This is a genomic window from Aestuariibaculum scopimerae (genome assembly GCF_059428085.1).
Genome location: NZ_CM182089.1, coordinates 267,595 through 290,580 on the forward strand (window position 1 = coordinate 267,595; position 22,986 = coordinate 290,580).

The 22,986-nt window shown below is 35.2% G+C and carries 23 protein-coding genes and 1 riboswitch; of the genes, 18 read left to right on the top strand and 5 right to left on the bottom strand.

What is annotated here, in order from left to right:
• Nucleotides 1-25: 25 nt before the first annotated feature.
• Nucleotides 26-223: riboswitch (cobalamin riboswitch) on the bottom strand.
• 105 nt (nucleotides 224-328) lie between these two features.
• The 5 genes from AC5SR4_RS01255 to AC5SR4_RS01275 all read left to right on the top strand — a co-directional run bounded on the left by AC5SR4_RS01255 (nucleotide 329) and on the right by AC5SR4_RS01275 (nucleotide 5,248).
• On the top strand, nucleotides 329-1,435 hold the full coding sequence (locus AC5SR4_RS01255) for an ABC transporter substrate-binding protein (protein ID WP_495357728.1): 1,107 nt from the start codon (nucleotides 329-331) through the stop codon (nucleotides 1,433-1,435).
• Nucleotides 1,436-2,467 carry a FecCD family ABC transporter permease gene (locus AC5SR4_RS01260; protein ID WP_495357729.1) on the top strand — a complete coding sequence of 344 codons (1,032 nt, stop codon included), beginning with the start codon at nucleotides 1,436-1,438 and terminating at the stop codon, nucleotides 2,465-2,467.
• A 27-nt stretch (nucleotides 2,468-2,494) separates the two neighbouring features.
• On the top strand, nucleotides 2,495-3,289 hold the full coding sequence (locus AC5SR4_RS01265) for an ABC transporter ATP-binding protein (protein ID WP_495359138.1): 795 nt from the start codon (nucleotides 2,495-2,497) through the stop codon (nucleotides 3,287-3,289).
• Nucleotides 3,290-3,386: 97 nt separating this feature from the next.
• Entirely contained in the window at nucleotides 3,387-4,700 is a 1,314-nt protein-coding gene (locus AC5SR4_RS01270; protein WP_495357730.1) for a DNA recombination protein RmuC, read from the top strand.
• Between the two features lie 11 nt (nucleotides 4,701-4,711).
• A complete protein-coding gene (locus AC5SR4_RS01275; RefSeq protein ID WP_495357731.1) occupies nucleotides 4,712-5,248 on the top strand; it encodes an acyl-CoA thioesterase in 537 nt (178 codons plus the stop codon).
• Here AC5SR4_RS01275 and AC5SR4_RS01280 read toward each other — a convergent pair.
• Genes AC5SR4_RS01280 through AC5SR4_RS01290 form a run of 3 tightly spaced genes read right to left on the bottom strand, consistent with a single transcriptional unit; the run spans nucleotide 5,245 to nucleotide 9,219 of the window.
• Complete coding sequence (locus AC5SR4_RS01280) at nucleotides 5,245-7,752, bottom strand: TonB-dependent receptor (RefSeq protein ID WP_495357732.1); 2,508 nt, start codon at nucleotides 7,750-7,752, stop codon at nucleotides 5,245-5,247. The genes AC5SR4_RS01275 and AC5SR4_RS01280 overlap by 4 nt on opposite strands.
• Nucleotides 7,736-8,644, bottom strand: coding sequence for a FecR family protein (locus tag AC5SR4_RS01285; RefSeq protein WP_495357733.1), 909 nt, complete (start codon nucleotides 8,642-8,644; stop codon nucleotides 7,736-7,738). The genes AC5SR4_RS01280 and AC5SR4_RS01285 overlap by 17 nt, the downstream gene beginning before the upstream one ends.
• 50 nt (nucleotides 8,645-8,694) lie before the next feature.
• Complete coding sequence (locus tag AC5SR4_RS01290) at nucleotides 8,695-9,219, bottom strand: RNA polymerase sigma factor (RefSeq protein ID WP_495359139.1); 525 nt, start codon at nucleotides 9,217-9,219, stop codon at nucleotides 8,695-8,697.
• Between the two features lie 107 nt (nucleotides 9,220-9,326).
• On the opposite strand from AC5SR4_RS01290, the gene AC5SR4_RS01295 reads away from it, so the two are divergent.
• The 12 genes from AC5SR4_RS01295 to AC5SR4_RS01350 all read left to right on the top strand — a co-directional run bounded on the left by AC5SR4_RS01295 (nucleotide 9,327) and on the right by AC5SR4_RS01350 (nucleotide 20,454).
• Nucleotides 9,327-10,391: a hypothetical protein gene (locus tag AC5SR4_RS01295; protein WP_495357734.1), complete on the top strand. Its 1,065-nt coding sequence runs from the start codon at nucleotides 9,327-9,329 to the stop codon at nucleotides 10,389-10,391.
• Between the two features lie 134 nt (nucleotides 10,392-10,525).
• Nucleotides 10,526-10,906 (top strand): OB-fold protein, encoded by a 381-nt coding sequence (locus tag AC5SR4_RS01300; RefSeq protein ID WP_495357735.1) that lies wholly within the window; start codon nucleotides 10,526-10,528, stop codon nucleotides 10,904-10,906.
• Nucleotides 10,907-10,942: 36 nt separating this feature from the next.
• Nucleotides 10,943-11,788 (top strand): DUF5777 family beta-barrel protein, encoded by an 846-nt coding sequence (locus AC5SR4_RS01305; RefSeq protein ID WP_495357736.1) that lies wholly within the window; start codon nucleotides 10,943-10,945, stop codon nucleotides 11,786-11,788.
• 10 nt (nucleotides 11,789-11,798) lie between these two features.
• Complete coding sequence (locus AC5SR4_RS01310) at nucleotides 11,799-12,161, top strand: hypothetical protein (RefSeq protein ID WP_495357737.1); 363 nt, start codon at nucleotides 11,799-11,801, stop codon at nucleotides 12,159-12,161.
• Between the two features lie 22 nt (nucleotides 12,162-12,183).
• The gene (locus tag AC5SR4_RS01315) at nucleotides 12,184-12,558 is read left to right on the top strand and encodes a hypothetical protein (RefSeq protein WP_495357738.1); all 375 of its coding nucleotides are present in this window, start codon (nucleotides 12,184-12,186) and stop codon (nucleotides 12,556-12,558) included.
• A 53-nt stretch (nucleotides 12,559-12,611) separates the two neighbouring features.
• Entirely contained in the window at nucleotides 12,612-13,154 is a 543-nt protein-coding gene (locus AC5SR4_RS01320) for a YceI family protein (protein ID WP_495357739.1), read from the top strand.
• A complete protein-coding gene (locus AC5SR4_RS01325; protein WP_495357740.1) occupies nucleotides 13,151-14,098 on the top strand; it encodes a hypothetical protein in 948 nt (315 codons plus the stop codon). Before AC5SR4_RS01320 ends, AC5SR4_RS01325 begins: the two co-directional genes overlap by 4 nt.
• Nucleotides 14,091-15,554 carry a B12-binding domain-containing radical SAM protein gene (locus AC5SR4_RS01330; protein WP_495357741.1) on the top strand — a complete coding sequence of 488 codons (1,464 nt, stop codon included), beginning with the start codon at nucleotides 14,091-14,093 and terminating at the stop codon, nucleotides 15,552-15,554. The genes AC5SR4_RS01325 and AC5SR4_RS01330 overlap by 8 nt, the downstream gene beginning before the upstream one ends.
• A complete protein-coding gene (locus AC5SR4_RS01335) occupies nucleotides 15,547-16,326 on the top strand; it encodes a class I SAM-dependent methyltransferase (RefSeq protein WP_495357742.1) in 780 nt (259 codons plus the stop codon). Before AC5SR4_RS01330 ends, AC5SR4_RS01335 begins: the two co-directional genes overlap by 8 nt.
• Entirely contained in the window at nucleotides 16,323-17,702 is a 1,380-nt protein-coding gene (locus AC5SR4_RS01340) for a B12-binding domain-containing radical SAM protein (protein WP_495357743.1), read from the top strand. Before AC5SR4_RS01335 ends, AC5SR4_RS01340 begins: the two co-directional genes overlap by 4 nt.
• A gap of 3 nt (nucleotides 17,703-17,705) precedes the next feature.
• On the top strand, nucleotides 17,706-19,397 hold the full coding sequence (locus tag AC5SR4_RS01345; protein ID WP_495357744.1) for an ATP-binding cassette domain-containing protein: 1,692 nt from the start codon (nucleotides 17,706-17,708) through the stop codon (nucleotides 19,395-19,397).
• Between the two features lies 1 nt (nucleotide 19,398).
• Entirely contained in the window at nucleotides 19,399-20,454 is a 1,056-nt protein-coding gene (locus AC5SR4_RS01350) for a glycosyltransferase (RefSeq protein WP_495357745.1), read from the top strand.
• Here AC5SR4_RS01350 and AC5SR4_RS01355 read toward each other — a convergent pair.
• Together AC5SR4_RS01355 and AC5SR4_RS01360 are read right to left on the bottom strand one after the other, a co-directional pair.
• Complete coding sequence (locus tag AC5SR4_RS01355) at nucleotides 20,451-21,488, bottom strand: glycosyltransferase family 2 protein (protein WP_495357746.1); 1,038 nt, start codon at nucleotides 21,486-21,488, stop codon at nucleotides 20,451-20,453. The two genes, AC5SR4_RS01350 and AC5SR4_RS01355, sit on opposite strands and share 4 nt — an antisense overlap.
• Entirely contained in the window at nucleotides 21,475-22,227 is a 753-nt protein-coding gene (locus AC5SR4_RS01360) for a phosphorylase family protein (protein WP_495357747.1), read from the bottom strand. The genes AC5SR4_RS01355 and AC5SR4_RS01360 overlap by 14 nt, the downstream gene beginning before the upstream one ends.
• Before the next feature lie 56 nt (nucleotides 22,228-22,283).
• On the opposite strand from AC5SR4_RS01360, the gene AC5SR4_RS01365 reads away from it, so the two are divergent.
• A complete protein-coding gene (locus AC5SR4_RS01365; protein WP_495357748.1) occupies nucleotides 22,284-22,937 on the top strand; it encodes a sulfotransferase family protein in 654 nt (217 codons plus the stop codon).
• Nucleotides 22,938-22,986 lie beyond the last annotated feature (49 nt).

Sequence of the window (22,986 nt, forward strand, 5' to 3'; positions counted from 1 at the left end):
CAAACTTTTATCCCGAAAGTTTAACTTATTTGTTTTGAAAATGGCAGGTCTCCTGACTTGCGTCTTCATGCTGGCCTTCCCATCACGCCTTAGCGTAACAGTGACATTGAAGTATAGCATGAAGCTTAATAGCTTACAGTTGCGGGAACAGTTCCGGAATTGCACCGGATTCCCTTTTAATCCGTTCATTTGTATGAACAGAACCAAATTTCGCTGCAAAAATAAACAATTTGTTTAATGATTCATTCAAAAGATTAAATAATCTTACTTTTGAAAAAACAAAAAAAAAGCACCCTTGAAAAACGTTTGTATAATAATAGTCTTTTTAATGTTTGTATCATGTAAAAATGAGCAAGCAAAACAACCGTTAACAAAAACCGAAAGCCAATTCCTTGAAATTAAGTACGCCAAAGGTTTTACGGTTGAAGATTTTGGCACCTATAAGGTCATGGAAATTAAGAGCCCATGGCCAGAGGCTGGAAAGGATTATAAATATGTTTTAATTAGCAAAGAACAATTAGCCAAAACCAGTTTTTTAAAAAATGCCTACGATGGGATTATTGTCAATCCCATTCAAAAAATTGTGGTTACCTCAACAACACACCTCCCCGCTTTGGAACTTTTGGGCGTGGAAAAAACATTGGTGGGCTTTCCTGGCACAGATTATATTTCTTCAGAAAGCATTAAAAGTAGGGTAGCAAATGGTTCCATTAGAGAGCTTGGTAAAAATGAAGGGATTAACACCGAAGTCCTTTTGGCCCTGAACCCCGATGTGGTGGTAGGCTTTGCTGTTGATGGCAAAAACCGAACTTTTGAAACTATAAAAAAATCTGGCATTCCTGTTATTTTTAATGGTGACTGGGTAGAACATTCGCCCTTGGCAAAAGCTGAATGGATAAAGTTTTTTGGGACTTTATTTAATAAAGAAAAAGAAGCCAATGCCATTTTCAACACCATTGAAAAAGATTATCTAGAGGCCAAAACCCTGGCCAAGCATACTCAAAACAAACCTACGGTATTAAGTGGAGCTATGCACAATGACATTTGGCACCTACCTGCTGGAAACAGTACAGAAGCCCAGCTTTTAAAAGATGCCCACACGCATTATTTATGGCAGGACTCTCATGGTGCTGGGAGTTTACACCTTAATTTTGAAACGGTATTTACCAAGGCCAAGAATGCAGACATATGGGTAAGTCCGTCAAACTATTACAGTCTTGAAGCACTTAAAAATGGCAACACACACCACAGCATGTTTGATGCTTTTAAAAATAAAACCGTTTATGCCTTTAAAAACAACGACCACTCTGCAGGAATCCTGTATTATGAGTTGGGCATGTCAAGACCCGATTTGGTTTTAAAAGATTTGATAAAGATTTGCCACCCAGAACTACTGAAAAATTATGATCTTTACTTTTTTAAACGTTTAGAATAAGTGCCAAATACTAATACATATAAACTGCCTTTTTTAGTGCTAGCAATAACCTTGTTGGTTTGCTTTTTTGCCAATCTAAGTTTAGGCTCGGTTTATATTCCTTTAAAAGATGTTTTTAATAGCCTTTTAGGAGGCATTCCCCAGCAAGAAACATGGCAGCACATTATTCAAAACTATCGATTGCCAAAGGCTATAACAGCTATTTTAGTTGGATCGGGTTTGGGGGTTTCTGGTTTGTTGATGCAAACCCTATTTAGAAACCCATTGGCTGGTCCTTTTGTTCTAGGTATTAGTTCTGGTGCCAGTCTGGGAGTCGCTTTGGCCATCTTAGGGTCTGGGCTATTTGGTGGGGTACTAACTGCTTTGCTAATATCTAAATGGAGCATTGTAATTGCTGCTAGTTTGGGTAGCTTTTTAGTATTATTAACAGTGTTGGTTGTATCTACCAAAGTACGGGATACCATGGCCATACTTATCATAGGATTAATGTTTGCAAGCATTACAGCTGCTATTGTAAGTGTACTTTCCTATTTTGGCTCGGCGCAACAATTACAGCAATACATTTTTTGGGGTTTTGGTAGCCTTGGTAATCTGTCATGGGATGAATTGTTCATATTCTCAATCATTTATGGCTTAGGTATTTTATGCAGTATCATTTCCATAAAATCCCTTAATACATTGCTATTGGGTGAAAACTATGCCAAAAGTTTGGGGTTACACATTAAAAAAAGTCGCTTAGCCATCATTATAGCTACAAGTTTATTGGCAGGTACCATTACTGCTTTTGCAGGCCCCATTGCTTTTATTGGATTGGCCATTCCGCATTTAACACGTCAAATATTCATAACTTCCAACCATAAAATATTGCTACCAGCAGTTTTTTTATTGGGTGCCATTATTATGTTAATTTGCGATAGTATTTCACAAGTCCCCAATAGCGATTACACACTACCTATTAATGCCATTACTTCATTAATTGGAGCACCTGTAGTGATTTGGCTTTTGGTACGGAAGCGAAAAATGATGTTTTGAGATTAGATTAAAATAGAGGTATTGGAAATAGAAAATTTACATAGAGATATTATTTTAAAGACTGAAGATCTGGTTATTGGCTATACTTCCAAAAAACAACGTACCATAGTAGCTAAAGCCATCAATATTGAGTTACACCGTGGGGAACTAATTGGCTTGATTGGGGCAAATGGCATTGGAAAATCCACATTGCTAAGAACTTTAACACAAGTACAAAATACCCTTAGTGGCAACATCTTTATCAATAATAAATCTATAACAACCTATCAGGCACTTGACTTAGCAAAGGTGATGAGTTTGGTTTTAACCGAACCCATAGTGTCTAAAAACCTTTCGGTTTTTGAGTTGGTAGCCTTGGGCAGACAGCCTTACACCAATTGGGTGGGCACCTTAACAAACACCGATACTGCTGTAATAAACAAGGCTCTAGAACAAACCCATATAGCCGATTTAAAATATAAAAAGTGTTTTGAACTAAGTGACGGACAACTACAAAAAGTAATGATAGCCCGTGCCCTAGCACAAGATACCGATATTATTATTCTAGATGAGCCTACCACACATCTAGACATGTACCACAAAGCCTATATTTTAAAACTGTTGCAAAAACTGGCTAAAGAAACGGGTAAAACCATTCTCTTTTCATCACACGAAATAGACTTGGCCATACAATTGTGCGATACATTAATTGTGATGACTAAAGATACCGTAGATGTAGACACCCCCTGCAACCTTATAGCACGTGGCACCTTTAAAAACCTCTTTCCTAAAGATTTAATTACTTTTGATGAAAAAACAGGAAGTTTTAGGGTGAATAAATAAAGAGTCTACAATTACAACTGCTTAGGTTAAATTCTTCGCTTTTCAATATAAGTTCTTCCATCTAAAAAAATTATCTTTGGTTAAATTTCTTATTTTAATGGACAATCTCATTCTTATTCTTGTCATTTTAATCGCCGCAGGCATTGGCGCCTACTTAGGCATACTTTTTACCAAACTAAAGAGCAAAAGTGAGCAAAGCGCTTTAGAAGCACGCCAAAACCTTATGCAAACTACCATTGATGAATTAAAACAGTCCTTAAACAAAATGGAAATGGAAAAGGAAGAGGTGCGCCGCGAAAAAGAGTTGCTTAACTCTGAATTGACCAGAAAAAATGCCGACTTTGATAACCTTAAACAAAAAAACGAAGAGCAAAAGGCAGAGGTAGAAAAGCTTCAAGAAAAATTTACTAAGGAGTTTGAAAATCTTGCCAATAAAATTTTAGATGAAAAATCCAATAAGTTCACTATCCAAAATAAAGAGAATTTAGATGCCATCTTAAAACCACTTCAAGATAAAATTCAACATTTTGAAAAGCGTGTTGAAGAGACCAATAAAGAAGATATTACCAGAAGTGCCGACTTACGCAGACAAATTATTGGCCTTAAAGAACTTAACGAACAGATGAGCAAAGAAACCCTTAATTTAACTAAGGCTCTTAAAGGCGACACAAAAATGCAAGGTAATTGGGGCGAGCTGGTTTTAGAGCGTGTGCTAGAGCGTAGTGGTTTGCAAAAAGACAGCGAATATTTTGTCCAACAAAGTTTTACTACCGAAGAAGGCAGACGTGTTATGCCTGACATTATTATTCATCTTCCGGGTGATAAAAAACTAATTGTAGACTCTAAAGTATCGCTTGTGTCTTATGAACGCTACATCAATGAAATTGACGATAGCGAAAAAACAGGGCATCTTAAAAGCCATGTAATGTCTGTTAAAAAACGAGTAAGCGAATTGGGTGATAAGAATTATCATCAGCTCTATGAAATGGAAAGTCCAGATTTTGTGTTGCTGTTTATCCCTATCGAATCAGCCTTTGCCATAGCTTCTATGGAATATCCTAATTTGTATTCTGAGGCTTTTGAGAAAAATATCATCATTGTAACACCTACTACACTACTAGCCGTATTGAAAACCATTGATAGTATGTGGCAAAATGAAAAACAAAAACAGAATGCTATTGAAATTGCTACACAAGCTGGGCGTCTATACGATTCTTTTGTAAACCTTACAGAGGAATTGATAAAAGTAGGCAACCAAATTGGTACTGTGCAAAAATCATACGAAAGCGCCATGGTGAAACTAACAGGAAAAGGAAACTTGATTAAACGTGTTGAAAATTTAAAGACTTTGGGAGCGAAAGCCACCAAACAACAAAACGAGAAGCTTTTAAAGCGTGCTGAAGAAAACTAAAAACTACGACCATGTTTAAAACTATTGAAGAATCGCAAGTCACCATTACCCAGCTCATGCTGCCTTCCCACTCTAATTTTAGCGGTAAAATTCACGGGGGTTATATATTAAGTCTTATGGATCAAATTGCATTTGCATGTGCCTCTAGGCATTCCAGAAACTATTGTGTTACCGCATCGGTAAATAAAGTGGATTTTTTAAATCCTATTGAAGTGGGTGAACTTGTTACCTTGAAGGCTTCTGTAAATTTTACAGGAAGAACCTCTATGGTTATTGGGGTTCGGGTAGAATCTGAAAATATTCAAACGGGAGAAAAAAAGCATTGTAACTCCTCTTACTTTACTATGGTAGCAAAAGATGAAGATGGTAAAAATGTTCCTGTACCGGGCATTATTTTAAAAACACGCGACAGTGTTCGTCGATTTGCCAGAAGTATTGAGCGCCAACAACAGTCTAAAAACAGATCGACAAAATATAAATCTTCAGAGTTTAAAATAGAAGAATATCTAGAAACCGTTAAGCAGCATAATACTAAAGTAGAACTTTAAAACGCCAATCTAAATACAGCGTTTGGAGTAATTCCCAGAGAGTTTTGAACGGTTCTGTGAATGGTATTATCATTAAGGCGGTAAAAATGGCTCAGTTCATTTTCTTTATCCAATACATTCCAAACCGATACTCCAAGACTTGCGTTGGTTTTAGTTCCCAATCTAAAATCGTAAATAACAGAAACATCCAATCGCATATAATCTTTTAAGTGGTTTGAATTGGGTGCTTCGTAATTTATAGCACCATCAACAATCTCATTCCCTGCTACTGGCTTTGTGGTAGGTTTGCCACTATGCCAATTTAATCCTGCTGAAACTTTTAGGTTGTTAAATTTATAGGCCGATGCAAAAGTTACAATATGGGCAATATTAAAATTGCTGGGAAAGGATTGGTTGGCTAATGCGTTAAATGTATATTGGTTATCCATAAAAGAATAACTTAACCAAGCGTTTATCTTGTCAATGCGCTTTCTTAACAAAACATCAAATCCTTTAACATCATAACTCCCAACCGATTTTATAAACTCAAACTGATTTTGGAATCCCTGGCTTTGTGCTGTAATGCCCTTTACCTTTTTATAATAGGCATCTACATCCAACAGCCAGCCTTTTTTACTGTAACTAATACCTGATGATATTTGCCTGCTCTGTATAACTGGAATATCTCTATTGTTAGACAATTGCCACCTGCGTTTTTCAATACCTAAAAAATCATTCTGAAAATTAATAACCTGGCTGGTGTTTTGGTGTTTTAGCTCTCCCAAAACTTCCCATGTAAAATCATTAAAGAACTTTTGGCTAAAACTTAAACGTGGTTCCCATAGCTGCTTATTAAACTTTTCAAGGTAGTTATACCTAACACCTAAATTTAAATTGGTACGTCCACTTAAAGATCTATATCCTATCTCTGAAAAGACACCATGCGTTCGCAACACTTCAGACACCAACGATCGTAACAATGGGTTATCTACATCATCTAAATTAGTAACCCCTGTTTCTACAAAATGGTACCCCCCTAACAATTGGAATTTATCATTAATAAGGTAGAGCGCTTTAAGCTTGGTACTCGTTTCAGAAACACTATTTTCCTGAAGGAACCGTTGCGAGTCTATAATATTGGCATTTATGGATTTTAATTTATAATCGGTTTCATAAATCTCAATGGCCGTTTGCAATTTTCTGTTCCATTGGCGCTCGTAATTAACAGCCCCGGCTATACTTAGTTGGGACAGGCTACTTTTTCGTGATTCTTCCTGATCATTGATGTTGGCATTTTCATTAAAAACCAATTGATTATATACATTTATAAAATTAACCCGTAGTTGATCTTTATCACTTATCTTATAAATCCACCGCAAGGACGTATCATAAAAATCAAAAGATTTGTTGGAATTGGTAATGTTCATTTGGTTATCCGCTACTTCAGTATTTTGCGAAATCCTTTCAAAAAAGGCTTTGTAGGTTGGGGTTTCAACAAAATCGCTAATGGATTTTCTTGCTGCAATTTGAATAGAAGATGCTTCTCCAATAGGAACATCCACAAAACCATTCACATTGGTTAAATTGGTCCCTACAGTTCCTTTAAATACCGAGTTAACTTGCTTACTGGTTTGCATATCTATTGTTCCAGAAACACCATCAGAGAATGCTGCACTGCTGCCATTTTTTCTTAAAGAAACATGTTGGGTAATTTGTGGATTGTACATGGATATCAACCCAAAAAAGTGACCTGATTGGTACATCTTGATGTCATCCCAAAGTATCAGGTTTTGATCATGGGTACCACCACGTATATTAATATTGGAAACTGTTTCATTAATACTTTGAATACCCGGAAAACTTTGCACCGATTGCAACACATCTGTTTCAATTAAGCCTGGTAAAATATCGAACTCTGAAAAGTTAATTTCAAAAGAACCATTGTTTATTTTATTGATACCATTTACAATAAAATTTGAAATTAAAACCTCTGCTAATTTTTGAAAACCTTGCTTAAGCAAGACATCACTACAGGCATCATTTATTAGTAGATAAGTTGGCTTGGTAAAAGTATTATAGCCCAAATGCCTTATAATGACCACCTCTGATGTTTTATCTATCTCTATTTTAAAAAAGCCATGCTCATCACTGGTTGTAGCATGATTTCCTATTTGTATGGTAGCTGATGCTATGGGCAACTGTGTGGCTGCATCTTTAATATAACCGCAAAGCGTCTTAGCTTCTTTTGGTTTTATTAAAATAATACCAGAGCCTATTATACTAAAATCCAGCCCTGTTGATTGTTGTAAATATGAAATGGACGCTTCAAGCGGCAGGTTTGCTTTTGGAGCAACAATAAAAATATCCTGCACAATATCTTCGGCATAATTAAATTGTACTTGGTAGGTAGTCTCTAAAACAGAAATAATTTCAGTTAATGCCTTTGTGTTTTCTTCTTGAGAATACAATGCACTAACCGAAACCAGAAATAGTATAAATATAAATTTCCTAATTCTTTTTTTCATGAACCACTATGAGGTTTGAAGCATTTATTTCATAGGTTAAATTCATGGGTTGTGTAATGCTCTTTAAGGCATTTTCTAAATCATCATGAACAAACCCACCAGTAAATAAGCGATTAGAATCTAGGTTATAATGTACCTGTACATCATATTGCCTTTCTAATTCAGCTAAAACTTCTTTTACTGGTATTGCTTCAAAAATACTCATATTTTCTGTCCATCTAGGAATTTTCATAGTAGTTTTTCCATCTATGTATTTCCCTTCTAAAACAAGATAGGTGTCGCCAGCTTTCAAGAATTTTGTTATGGTATCTAAAATGACCTTAACACGACCTTCAAAACATTTCACTTCAAAATAGTGTTGCCGCTCTTTTACATTAAATTGTGTACCAACAACTGTTATAATACCGTGTTGGGTAACAACATCAAACGTTTTTCCTTTTTCTACCTTAAAAAAAGCTTCACCAGCAAGCCTTACCTGCCGGTTATCTTTCCATTTTTTTTCATCATAGATAATTTCAGATAATGCATTAAGTGTTACCGAAGAATGGTCGGGCAATACTACTGTATGCTTCTCACCAGCCAAAGTGGTTACATGGGTTAAGTGATTAAAAAAGAAAAGGAAATAGATGCCCAATCCCACAATTAAAACACTGGCTATTTTAATAAACGGATTTAACCTGCTTAACGTTTTAACGGGTACTTGTTTTGTATTATATTGGGCTTTAAAAGTTTCAAAAGAGGGTGTTTGTAAAAAGTGAGATGCCTTAAAATGATGTGCACTTTCTATGATTTGCTTATTTAACAAAGCATCATCCAATTGATTGAACTGCTCCTTTTCTTCTTCAGAAAGTGTGCCGTTTAACCATTTTTTTACTAATTCCTCTGAATTCATAATCTCACTTGTTCTTTTATCTATAACAACTTAAACCTTAAAACTCCTGATTATTTTATTTTAAATCCTTCTAGTGCGTTCTTTAAAATATTAAAAGCACTATAAATCCTATACTCAACAACCTTTTGGGTTACTCCCAATAACGCTGCTATTTCACTGTGTTTTTTACCCTCAACCTTGTTAAGCAAAAAAGCTACCCGTTGTTCTTCACTCAATGATGCCAATACCTTTTGGTAGCGTTCCAAAAACTGTTCTTGCTCTAAAATAAATTCAGGTGATTCGTTGGTATATTGGTTGGGCTCCTGTTTTCTGTACTTAAGTACTACCTTTTGGTGCTTTATGTCGTTTAACATCATATTGTTGGCCACAGTAAGCAAAAACGATTTAGCTTTACTGGGCGGTACCTTCTTGCAATTATTCCACAACTTAATAAAAGCTTCCTGGACTTTATCTTTAGGGCCTAGTTCCTCACCATATTTATAGTACAGGTAGTCCCCCAAATCCTTGGCGTATGTATTGTAAATACGTTCAAAAACGGATGCCTCGCAAACATGTTCCTCTAAGTCTCTTTTCAAATTATCCAAAGTAATTCTAAAATTTATAAGAAAATTTCAGGAGATTTTAATCTTAAGTTGTTATTACTATACAATGAAGTTATAAACCACTTCTAATTTGTTTAAGGATGAAAATTAAAATAATTTCTTTTATCTGCCTAATAGTTTTAGTACTGTCTTCTTGCAGGAAGGAAGAAATGGAATTTATCCAAGCCCCAACAGATGAAACCTTAACAGCCAATTCTACCATAGCCAGTTTAATGCAAAACACCTCTAGCAATGATGGCTCTAATGATAATATTATAGATAAATCCAACTGCTTTAACATTAAACTTCCATTGGATGTTAATGTGAATAACAATGACTTGACCATAAAATCGGAGGCAGACTATAAAATAATTGAATATATTTTTGACGATTCTGATGATGACACCGATGTTATTGACATTACTTACCCCATTACCATCACACTAGAAGATTATACCGAAATAACCATTAATAACCTATCTGAACTTACTAACTATGCCAGTACGTGCAAAGGCGAAAATGAAACGGACGATGATATTGAGTGTATTGATTTTCAATACCCCATAACAGCTTCTGTATTTAATAAAGACCAAGAAGTAATTGATACGGTTACATTTTATGCCGATAGCGACTTAAATAACTTTATCAAGAACTTGAATACGAGTTATCTGGTAACCATTAATTTCCCTATAAATGTGGTACTTTTTAATGAGGATATATTAAGTATTAACAACTTAAAAGAACTCGAAACAACCATTAATACCCATAAATATGATTGTGATGAAGATGACGATTTTGATTACAACGATGATGATTGCGATGATTGCAACATAGAACAACTGGTTCAAATTTTAACCAATTGTACTGGTTGGACGGTAGATAAATTGAAACGATATAATTATGATTATGATGAAGCTTATAATAATTACACGTTCAATTTCTATAACGACGGCACCGTGGTATCACATCATTACAACAACACATCTTCTGGTACATGGACCGCAAGTGGTACCGGAAACAGCTTAAAGGTAGTTATTGATATTCCTGATTTGCCTTACTGTAACAACGATTGGATTTTACATGAAATATCGGAATACACAGAAACAAAAATTGATTTTAGAGTAGCAGATAAAGACAGAATGCGATACGTAAATGATTGTAAATAATATTTAATAAACATTAAATGAAAAAGAAAAATTGCATACATCAATATTATTGATGCCTTGTTAAAACCTATTTAATGTTTAACAATACTGCTCCAAAAATTTTGGAGCAGTATTAAAATTTTAAAAACCAAGTTATGCGAAAATGGATTTTATTTTTATTATTGGTCTTAGTTATAACCATAATAGGCTATAATTACATATACCAAGACCACCGAAACATTGCTACAGAAGCATCTTCCTTTACCTTAGCCGCCTCTGAAATTAGTGATGCTTTTTCTACCAATTTTGAACAAGCCCAAGAAAAATATTTAAACAAAACCATAGAGGTTAGTGGTGCCATTACTGAAATAGAGACCAATAGTATTACTATAGACGATCAAGTGTGGTGTCTTTTTACAAACAAGGTAAGTGATGGATTAAAAACAGATACATCCATTACTATTAAAGGACGCGTGATTGGCTATGATGATCTATTAGAACAGATAAAAATGGACCAATGCAGTATTATTAATTAAAAAAACAATAAACATTAAAAACCAAAACCAATTTTTATGAAACATGTACTTCTCTTTATGCTTTGCATTCCAATCTTAGCCTTTTCACAAGATGACCTGTTGGATGAAATTGACACCGACCCTGTAAACCAATATGCCATAGCCGCCTTTAAGGGACTAAAAATTGTCAATTTTGAATCTACCAAATTAGTTGCAAAAAACGACTTTACATTTATTGTTGCTCACCGCTTTGGAAGTCTTGAGAATGGCTTTGACAGCTTTTTTGGTCTAGATGATGCTGTAACCCGTTTAAACTTTGTATTTGGTATCTCCGATGGTTTTAATGTGGGTTTCTCTAGAAGCTCCTTTCAAAAAATATATGAAGTATCGGCAAAGTACCGTTTGGTACAACAACAAGAAAACGGTTTCCCTTTTACTATTGTAGGCTTTAACGCTATTCTTGTTAACACCGGACTGGAAAAAGCCAATCTGCCCCTTTTGGAATTTAAACATCGATTGGGTTATACCGCCCAAGTATTAATTTCTAGAAAAGTAAACACCAACTTATCCTTAGAACTGGCTCCCACATTCTTCCATGATAATTATGTAGCTATAGATGAACAGGACAATTCACAATATGCCCTAGGGTTAGGAGGCCGTTATAAACTAGGCAAACGCTGGTCTATAAACCTCGACTATGGCTGGCATCTTAACCGAGCAGACAATTCACCATTTAAAAACCCACTATCTATTGGTGTAGATATTGAAACAGGTGGCCATGTATTCCAAATGCACTTTACCAATGCCCAAGGCATGAACACCAATAGCTTTTTGGGTCAAAGTACAGGCGATTGGGCCGACGGTGATATTTATTTCGGATTTAACCTAAGTAGAACTTTTTAAACTATAACCTATGAAAAATATACTATCAATTTCCATCATATTATCAATAACATTACTCGCTTGTACCAATGCCAGTGAAGATGACCTAATAAATGCAACCCCTACGCCTACTGTAGTTACCTATACTGCCAATGTAAAAAGCATTATAGACAATAATTGCATTAATTGTCACAGTAACCCTGCAGTAAATGGCGCCAGTATACCTTTAGTAACTTATGCCAATGTGAAATCAGCTGTTCAAAACAACAACCTAATTAGCAAAATTAATGGCAATGGCCCTGGTAGTTTAATGCCATTTGGTGGCCCTAAATTACCACAAAGCCTTATCGATCTTATTGAGAAATGGGAAACCGATGGGCTATTAGAAAATTAATAAACTTTAAATTTTACATGCTATGAATTTTAAGAATTTTATTTACTGTTTTGCAATAATTGCACTTTTGTTCAATTGTTCCAGTGGTGGTGACGATGATGGCGACATGACACCACAACCAGACCCTGATCCAGATCCCACAGAGAAAGTCACATATACTGCCGATATTAAAAGCATTATAGACAATAACTGTATATCGTGCCATGGAAGCACCCCATCTAATGGCGCCCCTATGTCCTTAACAACCTATACACAGGTTAAAAACAATGTAAATAGCATCATAAGTCGTATAAGCAGCTCCACAAACCCTATGCCCCCTTCACCTAATAGTCCGTTGTCAGCAAATGAAAAAAGCTTGATTCAACAATGGAAAGATGACGGGTTATTGGAAAATTGATTATCTTAATACGAACTTATTGATTTATTAAAATCAAAAAAAAACACAATAATATGAAGTATCTAGTTTACGGCATTCTTTTTTTAAGTTTAAACCTTTTTTCGCAAACCAAGTATTTAACCAAAACGGGAACGGTAGGCTTTGAAGCCTCTGTACCTTCTTTTGAAGAAGTTAAGGCTACAAATAACTCAGTAACCGCAATTATAAATACCGATAACGGGGAGTTTGCTGCTTTGGTTTTGGTAAAAGGATTCCGGTTTAAAAATGCTCTAATGGAAGAACATTTTAATGAGAATTATGCAGAATCCCACAAATACCCAAAAGCCACCTTTAAAGGCACTGTAACAAATTTTGATTTAAATAACTTAAGTACAAATAGCTCCTTTAAAATTAATGGGGAATTAACATTTCACGGCACAACAAAGGCTCTCAATGATATTATTATTAACATATCCAAAAAGGAAGACGCAATTAATATGTCTGGTGAATTTAACACTAAAGCCTCCCACTTTAATATAGAAATCCCCAAAATAGTAAGTAATAAAATTGCTGAGGATATTGTTGTTTCTTTTGAGTTTAATCTAAAAAAGCGATGACACAAACGCACGCCACTACATTGTTTACGCTACAAGAGAAAAGTGAAATGTTGCTTAAAACGTTTCTATATTTTGCTGTTTTCAAGTTTCCGTTAACAAGAAAAGAGGCGCTAGCATTTTGCCAGTTTAAAACACAGGATATTGATGAAGAGTTAAATTATTTAACTGAAAATAAATTATTATATAAAATTAAAAACTTCTACCTGCCAAAAAATGAAATAGAATGGGTTAAAAGGCGCATTAAAGGACATCGAGAAGCCAAAAAGATTATGCCCAAAGCAAAGAAAATGGCTAATATTTTAAAGTACTTCCCATTTGTTAGGTGTATTATGGTATCTGGAACTTTAGCCAAAGGGTATATGGACAAAAATTGTGATATTGATTTTTTTGTTATCACTAAACCCGGAAACATTACTATCTCTAAGTTTTTAATTGGTACTTGCCGTAGATTATTTTTTCCCAAAGGTTTATGTGTAAATTACATAATAGATACAAACAATTTATTAATTGAAAAACAGAATATATACTCCGCTACAGAATTTGCTACGTTAATTCCCATCATGGATTCCAACATTTTCCATCTTCTTATTGCTAAAAACAAAGACTGGGTTTTAGCCAACCTACCTAACTATAAAATTCAAGATAACACATCAAAGCCCATAAAGAAAATAGTATTTAAACATCTTACTGAGCAACTGTTCTCTACCAAAATAGGCAACCTTATAGAATCTAGGTTACAGACGTTTTATTTGCATAAATTAGGTAAAGGAAAAAAGGCATATGTAGACTCTTTAAAATCTGGTGAGCTAAAAATAAAAAAAGGGGTTATCAAGGGACATAATTTGGCTTACGAAAAAACTATACTGGACATTTATAACCATAACCAACGTACCATGGCTAAAGGCAACCGAGCACTAAACCTAGATTTGTATTTTTATGACTGATATTGTTTTATCGCATTCCTACTTTTACAAACTAGACCCCAAACAATGGAAAAACAAAACACCCTACCCACCATTGGGCACTCTTTATGCTGCCTCCTATTTACGCAAACACAATTATGCCATAAGCCTATTTGACACAAACCTTATCGATACCCCCCAAAACATATACCCCGTCCTAAAAAAGCATAAGCCTAAACTATTTGTAATCTATGATGATTGCTTTAATTACCTAACCAAAATGTGCCTTACCAAAATGCGGGAAGCTGCTTTTGAGATGATACAGATAGCTAAAGCCTGTGGTAGTAAGGTAGTCGTTTCCAGTTCAGATGCTACAGACCATTATAAGGATTATTTAGATGTAGGAGCTGATTTTATTATTCAAGGTGAGGGTGAAATAACCTTAAAAGCATTAGCCGATTGTATTATAAATAACAAACCCTATAATGATGTTTTGGGTATCGTTTACAAAAAAGAGGGCCATGTTGTTGTAAACCCTAAACGGCCCGTATTAAAAGACCTAGACACCTTACCGCTTCCTGCTTGGGATTTAATCGATATCGATTCCTATAAAACCATTTGGAATCTTGGTAACAATACATTTACCCTAAATATTGTTACTACCAGAGGCTGCCCGTTTAAATGCAATTGGTGTGCTAAACCCATTTATGGGAACCGATACAATTCGCACTCTCCAGAATATATTGCCAACCATATCAAATACCTAAAAGAAACCTTTGGCGTTACTAGATTTTGGATGTGTGATGATATTTTTGGCCTTAAGCCCCATTGGGTACAGTCTTTTAACCAAGAATTAAAAAAGAGGGCTTTAAATATTACATACTATATACAAAGCCGAGTAGACCTTCTCCTAAAAGAAGACACCATCGATGCCCTTTCAGAGAGTGGTTTAGAAGAAGTTTGGGTAGGTGCCGAAAGTGGTTCCCAAGCTATTTTGGATGCCATGGACAAAGGTACTACCGTTAATCAAATCTATGAAGCCACTAGAATACTTAAGAGAAAAAACATTAAAGTGGCCTTCTTTATTCAATTTGGTTATTTAGGGGAAACCAAAACAGATATCGATAAAACCATAAATATGATAAAAGACTTAAACCCTGATAATCTAGGTATTTCGGTATCCTACCCCTTACCAGGTACAAAATTTTATGAAAAAGTAAAAGACGATTTAAAGTTAAAGGCCAACTGGACCGATTCTGACGATTTGGCCATGATGTTTAAAGGTACCTACCATACCAATTATTATAAGAAACTACATAGGTATGTACACAAAGTATATAAAAAGAACCAAGCCATTACATATTTAAAAAATGCTATAAAAAATCCATACAAGCCAACAAAATCCGAATTTAAGTCCGTAGTATTCTTTTTATACTATGTGCTTTTTGCATTTATAAACAAAGTACAGCTTAAAAAATTCCAGAATTCCCATGTCTAAAGGTTTTGATAATGCTTCGAAGGATTATGATAGGGCATTTACCTGTTCTAAAATAGGTAAAGCACAACGCAACAGCGTATATTCACATATGCATCCAATAGTATCAAAACAAAAACTGTCCATACTAGAAGTCAATTGCGGTACAGGTGTCGATGCCATAAAGTTTGCCAAATGGGGGCACGAGGTCTTAGCAACCGATGTATCGCCCAAAATGATACAAGTAGCCAATGCCAAAACCCAATTAAGCAATCTTAAATTTAAGGTATTGGATATAAATGCTATACACCCCAATATGCTAGATGCCCAAGTTGATTTGGTATTCTCAAATTTTGGTGGCCTTAACTGTCTTTCTAAAGAACAGTTAACTGCTTTCTTCAACAAAAGCACCTCATTACTAAAACCTAACGGACATCTCATCATGGTAATTATGCCCAAATTATGCCTATGGGAACGACTCTATTTTTATTTTAAAGGACAATTTAAGGAAGCTAAACGCAGAAATACAAATATGCCACTTATTGTAAATGTACACGATGTCCCTATTAAAACGTGGTATTACAATCCCAAAGATATCATCACCTTAACAGAAAAATGGTTTACCGTTAAAAGCATAAAACCTATAGGTATATGTATACCACCATCTTATTTAGAAAATTCATTTCTAACAAAAGATTTTATATTTAAGGGATTAGTATGGCTTGATACCGTTCTAAGCCTACCAGTATTTGCAAAATATGCCGATCATTTCATTATAGCATTAAAAAAAAGATGAGTATTGTTCTAACACATGCCTATTATTTGTTTGAGGATGCCAGAGAGCAGACCATTATGAAACCCTATCCGCCATTGGGGTTGCTTTATATCTCATCTTACCTTAACAAACACCAGATACCGCATAGTGTTTTTGATAGCACATTTTACTCTTTTGAAGCACAATTAGAGTTCTTTTTAGAAAAACAACCTAAAATGATTGCCATTTACACCAATTTAATGACCAAAATAAATGTAGTTAAGTTGGTTAAACTGCTAAAAAAAGAAACTAAATATGGTTTACCCAAAATTATTTTAGGAGGCCCCGATATTACTTATAATTGTGAAAACTACTTAAAAGCCGGTGCAGACTTCCTGGTAATTGGCGAAGGAGAGCAAACCACCTTAGAATTGTGTAAAGCCATTGAAAATAACCAAGGGTATGATACAATTTCAGGAATTGCTTATTTAAGAAACGGACAAGTCATTAAAACAGCTCCCAGAGAAAAAATAAAAGATTTAGCCGAACTCCCACTTCCCAATAGAGCAGTTATTCCCATCCGCAAATACTTAGAAACCTGGAAAATGCACCATGGCAAAAGCTCTATGACCGTAAGCACCCAAAGAGGTTGCCCATATACCTGCAAATGGTGCAGCACAGCCGTTTACGGGTTAAGTTATAGAAGACGCCCCGCCAAATTGGTAGTTGAAGAAATACAAATGTTAAAAGACACGTATAGCCCAGATGCTATTTGGTTTGTAGATGATGTCTTTACTGTAAGTCATAAATGGATTGGAGAATTCCATAAGGAAATGACCAAAGCCAAACTTAACATCCCATTTGAAATTATTACACGTGCCGAACGCCTCAATGATACCGTTTTAAAACAACTTAAAGAAATAGGCTGTTTTAGAATTTGGATAGGGGCCGAAAGCGGCTCTCAACAAGTTATTGATGCCATGGACAGACGTGTTGATGTAGAAACGGTTAAAGGTATGATTCAAAAAACCAATGCTATGGGTATAGAATCGGGTACATTTATTATGATTGGATATCCGGGAGAAACCGAAACCGATATTAAAAAAACCATTACGTATTTAAAAGAGGCCAATCCTACACATTACACAATTACCGTTGCCTACCCAATAAAAGGCACTAGCTTATATAACGAAATTGAAGATAAAATTACCCTTAAGCTTAATTGGGAAACTTCTACTGATAGGGATATTGATTTTAAACGGACTTACCATCGAAAATACTATCGGTACGCTGTATCTAAAGTTGTGAGTGAAATAGAATTGCACAAAACCCATTCCATACTGAAAGGCTTAAAGCATAGAATAAAATCAGCCCTATCCGGTATAAAAATGAAACAGTATAAATCCTTTTCCAATTAAGACTTGAACATAAAAGCGACATATCATAAAATCCTTAGAATCATTCCACCTTCTGGAAAGAAAGCCATTCCAAAACTCCTGCTTAAAAATGTCTGTTTCGGGTTAATGGATTTAATTTCTATATCCATGTTAATCCCGGTCGTGGCCATGCTTCTTATCCCTGAGCAGCTTCATGATTTATTGCTTAAATATCACATTACCGGCTTAAATTTTTCTACGATAAATATCCAGTTATTCCTTGGTGTGTTGATTATAGGCTATGTCGTGAAAATTATGTTTCAAATGAAATTCAATAAGGTATTATACGGCTTTTTCTATCAACTGGCGTCTAAAATAGCGGTTAACAATACCCATGCTTTTATAAGGAAGCGATACATTAATCATCAAAATTCAAATAATGGTAACATCCTCCAGCAAATAAGCACAGTTCCTGAAGACTTTAGTTGCAGAGTCCTTTTACCGGTTGTAAACCTTATTACCGAAATGATCGTTCTAACGATGATACTCGGCGGTCTTTTAGTTATTTATTTTAAAACAACGTTGATTGCTATTTTGCTTCTAGCATTAGTAGCCATGGTACTGTATGTCAATAAAAAAAATCAGTTACAACTGGCAAACGCTACCCTAAAGGATTCCCAAATAAAATCAAACTCAGAGCTCTTGAATATCATTAGTGGTTATCTGGAAATAAAAAACTCGGGAAACTATAGAACCTTTTTGAAGCGTTTTGAAAACCAAAAGAACATCCTGAATACCACAAAAGCCAGCATTATTTCGCTTAATGTTAACCATTTGAGAATTCTTGAACTGGCACTTATTATAGGACTCATTATATTTACAGCAACCACCTATGGGCATGACAACATTTTGTTGCAATTAACTATTTTCGGGACCTCCAGCCTTCGGCTCATCCCATCATTGAGCAAAATATTAACTTCGGTCACATTAATTAAAAGCCATTGGTATGCCATAGATGCTTTATATGACATAACGGTTCCCAATACCCCTGAAACCCAAACTGCTATAACCGATTTTGAGAAAGATATAACCTTAGAGCGGATTTGTTTTGGCTATAACGGCGCATTACTTTTTAACCAGCTAAGCTTATCTATAAAAAAAGGGGATTTTATAGGCATTAAAGGGCCTTCCGGCATTGGAAAAACAACACTTCTATATATCATTTTGGGTATTATTCAAGCTAAAGAAGGGGGCTATTACATAGACTCTAAAGCCTTAAAAAATATAGATTTTTTGCCTTTTGCCAATTACGTCCCGCAACAGCCTTTCCTGTTTAATGGCTCCGTTATAAATAACATTGTTATGGGACAAAAAAAGGAAGCCATTGACCATGAATTCATCTATTATTTATGCCAACAATTACAATTGGATACTGTTATTAAATCCATGCCACAGGGCTATGACACCGCATTGACGCAAAATAGCAACCGTCTTTCTGGCGGACAAAAACAGCGTTTGGCTTTGGTAAGGGCACTATACACCAAGCCTTCTTTATTAATTTTAGATGAAGCCACCAACCAACTGGATAAGGATTTGGAACAACATGTCTTTAATGTTTTAAAAGCCCTAAATAAAGAACACCAAATGACCATCGTATCGGTTTACCACAATACGGATTGTGAACGCTATATGAATCGTATTTACAAAGTGGACCACCTATCTGTTGTTGATGCTTAAGATGGCAAAAACCTTACTATTCATATCGCCCTTATTCCCTGAAAATGAAACGGAAAATCATATAGTCCCTTTCATCAATCAGTTCGCCACAGCTTTTACAGAGCAAACAGATGTTAAGATTCATGTGATCAGTTTGATGTTCCCAAAGTGCAAACCGTATCACTACAAGAATAACATTACCGTCTATCCCATTGGTAGTGGTTTTAAACGCTATTACCTGCTCATCCCCTATTTTATAAAGGGTCTGGTATTGGGCATCAAACTCTGTAGAAAACATAATTATGATGGTATTTTATGCTTTTGGTATCGGGAAGCGAGTCTGCTTGGCACCCTATTATCCCGGCTGTTCCATATTAAATTAAGGGTTTGGCTATTGGGGCAAGATGCGAAACCCAGGAACAAGTACATAACCTACAATAGGTTACCTAAAGACTCATTAATCATGCTCTCTGAACACCAAAAAGACTATTTTAATGCCCATTATGCTTTTGGGGTCGAGAAAGTGGCAAATCTGGCCGTAAGCCCTTCTCAGTTTCCCAAACTCAATACGGATAAACGCTCTATAAGCATTCTGGGGGTAGGCAATTTAAGCACCCTTAAAAACTATGAACTGTTTTTAAATATAGTGCATGATGTTAAAAAGGAATTCAGCAACCTGAATGTGATGATTTGTGGAGCTGACAGAGGGGAAAAGGTACATTTAGAAAAGCAGATAGAAGCCCTGAATTTAACAAGTCATGTTGTATTTACAGGCAATATTTCCCATAAAAACGTTTTAGATTATATGAACAATGCTACTGTACTTTTACATACTTCAAAATATGAAGGCGGTGGTTTTGTACTACACGAAGCCCTTTATTCTGGGTGCTATGTAATTAGTACCATTCCCATTGAAGACTCTAAAACACTGGAAAATTTTTACTATTCCAACAACCCAGATCATTTAAAAGAAAAACTATTGGCCGTATTGACTAAAAGCAATCATCCTGTAAAGCGAATTGAAAAATTTAAAATGGCAGATACCATTCAACAAATTTTTAACGAATTCTATTCTTAACGCAGTTGTTCAATTTTATGTATGCGCTTCTTTTTAACAACGGTGAATACCCAATTGGAAAAGCTCCATCCTAAAAAACGCTGGTAATGCAATAACAACAGGTTAAGTTTATCTTTCATCTTTAACTGTATGCGTTCATGTTTCAATCGTTTTTTAAAATTTCGCAAAACAAAATTAAAGGTTGTTCTAACCGCCTTTAAATCTGTAATCTCATCTTTATCCATAATTTGAAAAATATAGTTGTTCATTAAAACCCCTAAATAATGCTTTGCCGCTAAATAGTTTACATCTTTTCCTTTGGAATACTTCTCAATATTAACAAGCGTTAGCTCAAAAACGGTTTCACAATCTAACAATCGCTTCTTCTCGATAACCCGCCTTGTTATAGAGGTGTCCCGCTTATGTATATTCAATAAACTTTTATCTACAAAACAAACACTATTTGCCAATAACAAGTACTCAAATACATAAGGTCTATCATCAAACCAAAGCCCTTTATAAAAATCTATTTTTTTGGCTATGTCGCTTCTAAATAATTTTCCCCAAACGGTTTCTGAAATTCCTCCAAAAAAGAATGGATGTATTAAATGCTCAGTCATAGTAATATGGTCCACTTCAGGTTTCCAACCAGAGGTTAATTCCCATGCCCCTGAAGCATTAAATATCGAGAATTTACAAATCACCAAATCCGATCTGGTATCTATTAATTTATTTAAACAAGTTTCAATCATATTAGGTTGAAACTCATCATCGGCATCCAAAAACGTTACATAATTGCCTGTAATGGAAACCAATCCAACATTTCTGGCTTCACTGTGCCCTGAATTTTTAATACTAATAAGTTTAAATTGATCAAAACTTGATTTATAAGATTGGGCGATTTTTAATGAAGCATCTGTAGAACCATCATTTACCAACACCAACTCTAAATCCTTATAGGTTTGATTTTTAACAGAATCCAAACACCTAGACAAAAGCCGTTCTTCATTATAAAAAGTGATAATAATAGATACTAAAGGTTTATTTTGGTTCATAAGTAAGAATCTTATTAACGAGGTGCTTCATCGTTTGATGTATCCTTTCTTTTGGTGTAGGTGGTTGCCACATAGTATCTACAATGGCATCTCCCGACACAACGATTGATAATGCGTTTGTATTGTAAAAGTCTGAAAACGCATATACAGCTGCCGTTTCCATATCTATATGCATAACTTGCTTGTCTTTAAAGTGGGCAACCAAAGAGGCTGTTTCCCGATACGGTGCATCGGTAGTCCAACAAATACTTTCCTTAAGATTCAATGCTGCTTTTAATGTGGCTACCCATTGTGAATTATTGGGCTTAAAACAATCCTTATTAGAGTATAAATAAGTGCATCCTGCAGTAGAGTAAGCTTCTTTTACAATATAGGCATTGGTATTTTGGTCTTTAAACAAACAGCCTGCAACGCCTAAAAAGACAAAATTTTTAACGCCAAATACTTTTAATTCTTCCATTAAGCCAACAATGGCTGGGGCACCATTCCCAAAATTAGAACAGTAAACATACTCACTGCTTAAAATGTATGCCTTACCTGGCAAGCCCTTTAGCTTTTTACCAAAAAGGCGGGTAGGCTTAGATATTAAATTATTATTTAAAGATAAGATGGCAGTTTCTGGCAACTCTTTAAAGTTATAACTATTATGGGCCTGCTTCCACTGTACAATTTTAGATGCCTCGAGCAGAGAGGTTTCCTTATAGAATTGGTTACTGTTCTTTAATTCTGAAAAATCCATCTTTAAGTTACCATTTTACCTTTGTATATTGCAATGTAATATTATTTCATGTTTAAATGAAAGTTTTTGGCATCGGTCTCAATAAAACAGGAACTAAATCGCTTGCAAAAGCCTTATATATTTTAGGATTTCAGGATACTCTGGATATTTATTGGGCCACTAATGGCAACAAAGCTGAGAACCGGTGGGAACTGACTCAGGCATGGGCCAACCATGATTTAGACCCCATCATTGCATTGGCCAAAACCAAAAACAATTTTGAAGACTGGCCCTGGCCTTTGGTTTACCAAGAAATGTATCATGAATTTAAGGATGCTAAATTTGTCCTTACCGTAAGGAAATCTTCTGAAGCCTGGTACCATAGTTTGTGTAAACATGCCAAAACAGTATCGGATAATAAATTTGAGAAATTGGTGTACGGATATTACATGCCCCATGATTTTAAAAAAGAGCATATCGACTTTTACGAAAACCACAATCAGGCGGTTATTGATTTCTTTAATACCCATGCTCCAGAGAAATTGTTAGTCGTGTGTTTTGAAAGCGGCGATGGTTGGGAAAAATTATGTGCGTTTTTAAATAAAGTCGTTCCCGATAGGCCTTTTCCACATGTTAACAGTTCCCGGGAACAGGAACGCATTTACAATAGGTTTTTAATAAAGTTAGTTAGATTTTACCGCCAGATTTTAAGACACACCATCAAAAAATAAGATTTCACCTAAAATAAATGGCAAAGTCATGGTGCTTTGTGATTTTTTT